Below are 7839 nucleotides of genomic sequence, written 5' to 3' on the forward strand. Positions count from 1 at the left end.
GATGATACAAAGACTGTTGCTTGCACTCATGTTGCTGCCAAGCACCATGATGGTGCGGGCACAGAATGACCCTACGCTTCTGATGGTGGGTGAAACTGCCGTGAAACGTTCGGAGTTTGTACAAGCATATAGTAAAATATGTGGCGCCCGTGTTGGTGCGCCGTGTAAGGTCGATGACTTTCTGGAGTCTTATATCAACTATAAGTTGAGAGTAAAGGCTGCCAGGGAGTCGCGCCTTGACACAACGTCGATGTTTAAAAGCATGCTTGCCGCTTGTGCGACTAACAGTCTGCCTGCATCGACAACCGCAAATGCCTCTGGTAGTTTGACCGGAGAAGACCTTAGGCGGATAGTCCAAAGCTGCGGCAATGGGATGAATAACGAAGTGGTCTGCTTGTCGCATATTTATCTGAAGGTGCGCCAGCGTGGACAACGTTATGAATTACAACAAGCCATCAAACGGGCAGACTCCATCTATAATGCTTTGCGACAAGGTGCTGATTTCGCTGTGTTGGCTCGACAAGTATCACAGGATAAAGCCTCTGCTGCAAATGGCGGACTGATGGGATGGTATGGTCGCAACCAGTTGCTTAAGGAGATGGAAGACAATGCCTTCACACTTCAACCAGGAACCTATAGCCGCCCATTCCTTACTGCCGATGGTTATCATATCCTGTTGCTTAACGACAGACGAACTGCCGATAAGTTTGCAGAACTGCAACAATGGCAGGCAGCAGAACAGAAAAGGCTGTCTATGGTGCGTGGCATCTCGTCATCGCCGGTTCAAGCGAGTCTGCCATCAGCAGAACGGGAATCGAATATGGGCAATAGCCCCATTTCACCAATGACGACCGCATCGCTACCCACAGTTTCTGACGACATCTATGAAGGATTACTGCTCTGCGTGTTGTCAGAGAAATCGCTTGCCCGGCAGGCAGCTACCGACAAGACTGCCATGGCTCGGTATTTCAAGAAAAACAAGAAGAAGTATCGCAGGAAAGGTTTCAAGCCTAAAAGCTATGTTGAAGTAGAAGAACAGGTGGTAGCCGATTTGTGTACTGAAATGGAGAAACACTGGATATCAGATTTGAAGGAAAAATATCCGGTCACAATAAATAAAGATGTATTAAAAACAATAAACAAACATCACAGAATATGAGCATTCGCAGTATATTATTTGCTATGCTGGCATTGGCAAGTACAGCCATGCAGGCAAAAACTGACAAAGACAGTATCAATGCGCAAAGCACAGTAGATGAAGTCATCTGGGTTGTGGGCGATGAGGCTATCCTGAAGTCAGATGTCGAAGCCATGCGCATGCAGGCCCTGCAGCAGGGAGTGCATTGGACAGGCAATCCTGACTGTGCCATTCCCGAACAGATAGCTGTACAGAAACTGTTCTTGCATCAGGCTGCCATCGACAGTATCGAGGTGACCGATGCACAGATTAGTGCAGGTGTTGACCGCCAGATAGACTATATGATTTCTGTTGTCGGATCTCGTGAGAAGTTGGAAGAGTATCACAAAAAGACGATGACACAGATTCGCAACGAACTGCGTGACTCTTATCGTGAAAACCAAATGGTAGAGGAAATGAAGCAGCAACTGGTCAAGGATATTGCCGTGACCCCTGCAGAAGTGCGCCGCTACTTCAAGGATATGCCAACAGACAGTATTCCTTTTGTTCCCACCGAGGTGGAAGTGCAGATTATCACACAAACTCCTCGTGTGTCACAGGAAGAGATCAACCGTGTGAAAGGTGAACTCCGCGACTATACTGACCGTATCAACCGTGGCGATGCTTCGTTCCAAACGCTGGCACGTCTCTATTCTGAAGATCCAGGAAGTGCACGTCGTGGTGGTGAACTGGGATTCATGTCGCGTATGGAACTCGATCCAGCCTTTGCTGCTGTGGCTTTCAACCTGACTGATCCGAAGAAAGTCTCGAAGATTGTGGAGTCTGAATTTGGATTCCATATTATCCAGTTGATAGAGAAACGTGGTGAGAAAGCCAATGTTCGCCATATTCTCCGTCGCCCTGTTGTTAGTAACGAGGCTATTGAGAAGTCGTTGAGCCAACTCGATTCTCTGCGTACCGATATTGCTGATGCGAAGTTTACCTTTGATCAGGCTGCCTCTGTGCTCTCTGACGATAAAGATACCCGTAACAACAAAGGTGTGATGTTCCACGATGACATGGGCACACGTACTTCACGTTTCCAACTGCAAGATCTTCCTGCTGAAGTGGCTCGTGCCATCGATGGATTGAAGATCGGGGAAGTTACCAAACCATTCCAGATGATGAAAAACGGTCGTACAGTATGTGCCATCGTCAAACTGAAGAATCGCAGCGAAGGTCATAAAGCCACCATTACCGAAGATTTTCAGGTGATGAAGAATGTTGTGCTGGAGAAATTGCGCCAAGAGAAGATTCATCAGTGGGTGGTGGAAAAGATCAAAAACACCTACGTCCGTATCAATGACCGTTATCGGGATTGTGATTTCGAATATCAGGGTTGGATACGATGAAACTCCGTGCTGTTGCCATCTTTATGCTTTGCCTGTTGGGTATTGGCCTGATAGGTGCTATGCAACCTGTGCGTAAACGTACAGCAAAAAATCATAGAACGGCTCCCGACAAGCGCGTTTATCTGGTACATGCCGACGAACTGCGTTATAACCAGTATCAGAATGGTGATGCCCAGGTCCTTACGGGACATGTTCATTTTCGTCATGTTGGCGCCAATCTTTATTGCGACAGTGCCAATTTCTTCCAGCAGACCAACTCTTTCGAAGCTTTCGGTCATGTGCGCATGGTGCAGGGCGACACGCTGAGCCTTACCAGCGACTATGCTTACTATGATGGTAACGAGCAGATTGCACAAGCGCGATATAATGTGGTGCTGAAACATCGCAAGACAACACTCTATACCGATAGTTTGGATTATGACCGCATGTATAGTTTCGGCAACTTCTTCGAAGGTGGAAAACTCGTGGATAACGGTTCTACGCTGACCAGCGATTGGGGTGAGTACCATACCGACTCGAAGATGGCGATGTTTTATTATGATGTACGCCTGCGCAACAAGAAGTTCTATCTGACAACCGATTCTCTCTTCTACGATACCCGTCTCTCACGTGCACATATCGTGGGACCGTCGAATATAACATCGGGCAGTAGTCATATCTATAGTGAGGACGGCTACTACAATACCAAGACCGAGATGTCAGAACTGTTTGGTCGTTCGGTCATGAAAGATAAAGGCCGCTCGTTGGTGGGCGATAGCGTTTATTACGACAGTAAGAACGGACTCAGCCATGCCTATAGTAATGTAGTCTATGTTGATTCCGTCAATAAAAACAAGATGACTGGCGACTATTGTGAATACAATGAAGAGACGGGCTATGCCATGACCACCAAGCGTGCTGTTGCTATCGATTATTCGCAGCGCGATTCTCTTTATATGCATGCCGATACCTTCAAGGTGTTTACGTTCAATATCAATACCGACTCGGTCTATCGTAAAATCCATGCCTACAATAAGGTGCGCGCCTATCGTGTCGATGTGCAGGCGGTATGTGACTCGTTGGTGTATAATTCCCAAGATTCATGTATGACGATGTATCGTGACCCTATCGTATGGAACAACGGCCAACAACTCTTTGGTGAGGAGATACGTGCCTATATGAAAGACTCTACCATCGACCATGTACATGTGGTGGGACAGGCATTCTCTGTAGAACAACTTGCCGATTCGGTACACTTCAACCAAGTGTCGTCGAAAGAGATGATGGCACTCTTCAACAAGGGTGAAGTGTATGAAACCAATGCTACGGGTAATGTGCTGATCGTTTATTATCCGATGGATGATTCCGACAGCACCCTAATAGGACTCAACTATACCGAGACACCCAAACTGCGTATGTTCCTTGAAAAGCGCAAGATGAAGAAGATATGGATGGAGAAACCAACAGGAGTGCTCTATCCCATGACGCAGATACCACCTTCGAAATATTTCTTGCCAGGCTATGCTTGGTTTGATTATGTCCGTCCACTCAACCGCGACGACATCTTCAACTGGCGCGGAAAGAAAGAAGGACAGGAGTTGAAAGAGCAAGTGCGTCGCACAGCACCTGCCTCGGTAAAGAAGGCGGAAGGAGGACCGAAATGAGTGATGTAATACAGTTGCTGCCAGATTCTGTGGCCAACCAGATTGCAGCCGGAGAGGTTATTCAGCGTCCGGCATCGGTCATCAAGGAACTTGTAGAAAATGCGGTAGATGCCGGTGCACACACCATTAGTGTACTGGTGGTTGATGCCGGTCGCACGTCGATACAGGTTGTCGATGATGGTAAAGGCATGTCTGAAACCGATGCACGTCTCGCTTTTGAGCGTCATGCCACTTCGAAGATTCGCAAGGCCGACGACCTCTTTGCGCTAACCACCATGGGATTTCGTGGCGAGGCACTCCCTTCGATTGCTGCCGTGTCTCAGGTAGAACTGCGTACTCGTACTGCAGCCGACGAACTGGGTACTTGTCTTACCATCTACGGTTCAAAAGTAGAAGGACAGGAGTCGGTCAGCTGCCCAGTGGGAAGCAATTTCAAGGTTGACAATCTTTTCTATAATGTGCCTGCCCGCCGCAAGTTTTTGAAGACCAACGCTACCGAACTTAGCAATATCCTCACCGCTTTTGAGCGTATAGTATTGGTATATCCTGAAATCAACTTCACACTCCATAGTAACGGACAAGAGCTGATGAACCTTCGTGCAGGCTCTGTACGCCAGCGTATCAGCGATGTCTTTGGCAAACGCTATAGTCAGGATGTGTTGCCCTTGGAGGTAGAAACTGCCATCTGCAAAGTTTCGGGCTATGTGGGGAAACCTGAGTCTGCGCGCAAAAAAGGTGCCCACAACTACTTTTTTGTCAATGGCCGTTTCATGAAGCATCCTTATTTCCATAAGGCAGTCATGCAGGCTTACGAACGCTTAGTGCCTATAGGCATGCAGGTACCCTATTTTATCTATTTCGAAGTTAACCCCGCCGACATAGATGTGAATATCCATCCGACAAAGACAGAAATCAAGTTTGATAACGAACAAGCCATTTGGCAGATTCTTACCGCTGCGGTAAAGGATGCTATCGGCAAGTTCTGCGAACTCACACAGATAGACTTTGACACCGAAGGACGCCCTGATATCCCGGTATTCAATCCCGATGAACAGGTGGCTCCACCCACTCTGAACTTTAATCCTGACTATAATCCATTCCGTCAGCAAACAGCCAAACCGACAAGAATGGAAGGATGGGAACAACTCTATGGCAATCTGCCTACACAGAAACCTGTTGCTCCAGAACTTTTCCCAACATCGCAGGATGATGCCGAAGAACTGATCACTTCCAACAAGATTACACACGGGACACAGGAACTTGAAGAACAGGGCAGTCGTGCTGTCATCGAAGACAAGTCGCCGATGCACTATCAGTACAAAGGCAGATTTATCATGACAGCTGTCAAATCGGGACTGATGATAATCGACCAGTATCGTGCTGACGTGCGAATTCGTTATGAGCAATATATGGAACAGTTGCGCACCCATCAGGCATCAAGCCAGCGCGTGCTCTTTCCTGAAGTGGCACGTTTCTCACCCTCCGATGCTGTCATGCTCCAAAAGATACTGCCCGAACTGGAAGCTATAGGTTTTGAACTCTCCGATCTGGGACAGTATTCCTATGCCATCAATGCCATTCCCGCCGGTCTTGAAGGTCTCGACAGCGTGCAATTGCTATGCGACATGGTAAGTGATGCTATAGAAAAAGGTGCCACTCAGACCGATGCCATCCATGCCGCCCTCGCGCTGAGCATGGCGCGCCATGCTGCCATACCGCATGGACAGGTGTTGAGCAATGAGGAAATGGAGGCAGTTGTCAATCAATTGTTCGCCTGTTCCAATGTCAATTATACCCCTGATGGCAAAGCCATACTGTGCATTCTCCCCCAGCGCGATATAGAGCAACTTTTGGGCTAATATATAATAATGTAAGGCGGAAATGGGGGAAAGACTAAAAAAAAATCAATTTTTGCAACAAAAAACTCAAAATACTAATAAAAAAGTTTGTGGATTCAAAATAAATGTTTAATTTTGCACAACAAATCATAGAAGTATATAACGTATATTTAATTAAATAGGTATGAAAAAGTTATTAATGGTACTGGCTTTTGCCGGTGTTTCTGCTGCCTCAATGGCACAGAATGCTGATCCTACTGAAAAGTTCAGCGTTTCTACTAATTCATTCTGGAGCAACTGGTTCGTACAGGCTAACGTTGCTGGTACTGCATTCTGGGGTAACCAGGAAGTAGGTAACAATTTCTCAAAGAGCCCTCTCAAGGGTTTCCGCAACAATCTTGGCTTCTCTGTAGCTGTTGGTAAGTGGTTCACTCCTGGTCTCGGTCTCCGCACTAAGTTCAACGGTGCTTGGGGTCGTACAGTCGTTTCTGAGAACAAGAAAACCAATGCTAACAAATACTGGACTCTCAGCGAGCAGGTAATGTTCAACCTCAGCAACATGCTGCTGGGTTACAACGAGAGCCGTGTTTGGGACTTCATTCCTTACGCAAGCGTAGGTGTTAACCGTAACATGAGCGCTAACTGCTATGCTCCTGTAGCAGGTATCGGTATCCTGAACGAATTCAAGATCAACAACAAGTGGGCTGTTAACCTCGACGTTAACTACATGCTTGGTACTTCAGACTACGATGGTTTCGAGGGTTCGCTCCCCGGTGCTAAACCTTACGACTCTCGTTCATTCAAGGGTCTCGTAGCAAATCACGACCGTACTCTGAACGTTGAAGTTGGTTTGACCTACAACCTTGGTAAGGCAACCTTCAACAAGACTCCAGACGTAGAGGCTATCAAGGCTCTCTCACAGGGTCAGATCGATGCTCTGAACGCTCAGCTTGCTGACGCTCAGTCTGAGAACAACCGTCTGAAGAATATGCTCGCAGAGCAGAAGCAGCAGCAGTCTGTAGCTCCTGTATCAGCAGTTACTAAGGTGGTTTCTGCTCCTGTATCAGTATTCTTCAACATTGGTAAGGCTAAGGTTGCTTCTAAGAAGGATCTCCAGAATGTTAAGGCTGTTGCTGACGCAGCAAAGGCTAACAACGCTAAGATCGTTGTAACTGGTTACGCTGATAGCAAGACTGGTAGCGTTGCATTCAACAAGAACCTTTCTGAGAAGCGTGCTCAGACCGTTGCTGACGCTCTCGTTAACATGGGCGTAAGCCGCGACAACATCGAAGTTGTTAGTGCTGGTGGTGTAAATACTCTCTCACCTGTATCTTACAACCGTCGTGCTACTGTTGAAATCAAATAATTTCAACCAACGATAGACTTCAATCCCGGAGGTTTTCACCCTCCGGGATTTTTAAGGGCGCTTAGCTCAGCTGGTTTAGAGCATCTGCCTTACAAGCAGAGGGTCGGGGGTTCGAATCCCTCAGCGCCCACCATCGGATTCCAATCTTTTGGAATCCGATTTTCTTTTTTTCTTCTGCCTGTTGCTTCCTATTGACCATGATGATTATATCGTGGCTCAGTAGATAATTAGTGGGGGTAAGCGTATATCATGGAAAGTCTGTAGAGAAAGAATTTCTCATCCCTAATTCCCCTTAGTGCTGCCCTGAAGGACTTGACTTTGGCGTTGAAAGACTCCGCTGCTGCGTTAGACGACCTGTTATTGTAGAAGTTGAGTATGTCATCATAGTGCTCGTAGAACGTAGCCGCAATAACGTTGAAGGAATGGAATCCAGCCTCTTCGACCTTGTTGTACCATTTGGCCA

At 47.1% G+C, this 7839-nt stretch carries 6 protein-coding genes and 1 tRNA gene; 6 read left to right on the top strand and 1 reads right to left on the bottom strand.

Features of this window, described 5'->3' with window-relative positions:
* Position 1 precedes the first annotated feature (1 nt).
* The 6 genes from CIK88_RS07045 (at position 2) to CIK88_RS07070 (ending at position 7509) form a co-directional block, all read left to right on the top strand.
* On the top strand, positions 2 to 1159 hold the full coding sequence (locus CIK88_RS07045; RefSeq protein ID WP_094435448.1) for a peptidylprolyl isomerase: 1158 nt from the start codon (positions 2 to 4) through the stop codon (positions 1157 to 1159).
* Entirely contained in the window at positions 1156 to 2529 is a 1374-nt protein-coding gene (locus tag CIK88_RS07050; protein WP_094389516.1) for a peptidylprolyl isomerase, read from the top strand. The genes CIK88_RS07045 and CIK88_RS07050 overlap by 4 nt, the downstream gene beginning before the upstream one ends.
* Entirely contained in the window at positions 2526 to 4172 is a 1647-nt protein-coding gene (locus tag CIK88_RS07055; RefSeq protein WP_094435450.1) for an OstA-like protein, read from the top strand. Before CIK88_RS07050 ends, CIK88_RS07055 begins: the two co-directional genes overlap by 4 nt.
* Positions 4169 to 6031: a DNA mismatch repair endonuclease MutL gene (mutL, locus tag CIK88_RS07060; RefSeq protein WP_094435452.1), complete on the top strand. Its 1863-nt coding sequence runs from the start codon at positions 4169 to 4171 to the stop codon at positions 6029 to 6031. Before CIK88_RS07055 ends, mutL begins: the two co-directional genes overlap by 4 nt.
* A 163-nt stretch (positions 6032 to 6194) precedes the next feature.
* On the top strand, positions 6195 to 7376 hold the full coding sequence (locus CIK88_RS07065) for an OmpA family protein (RefSeq protein ID WP_094435454.1): 1182 nt from the start codon (positions 6195 to 6197) through the stop codon (positions 7374 to 7376).
* A 55-nt stretch (positions 7377 to 7431) separates the two neighbouring features.
* Positions 7432 to 7509, top strand: a tRNA-Val gene (locus CIK88_RS07070).
* Positions 7510 to 7603: 94 nt separating this feature from the next.
* Here the strand turns inward: CIK88_RS07070 and CIK88_RS07075 are convergent.
* Positions 7604 to 7839: transposase (locus CIK88_RS07075; RefSeq protein ID WP_144269594.1), on the bottom strand; the 236-nt coding region annotated here is incomplete at its 5' end.

Origin of the sequence: Prevotella sp. P5-50 (assembly GCF_002251295.1) — a bacterium.
Taxonomy (GTDB): domain Bacteria; phylum Bacteroidota; class Bacteroidia; order Bacteroidales; family Bacteroidaceae; genus Prevotella.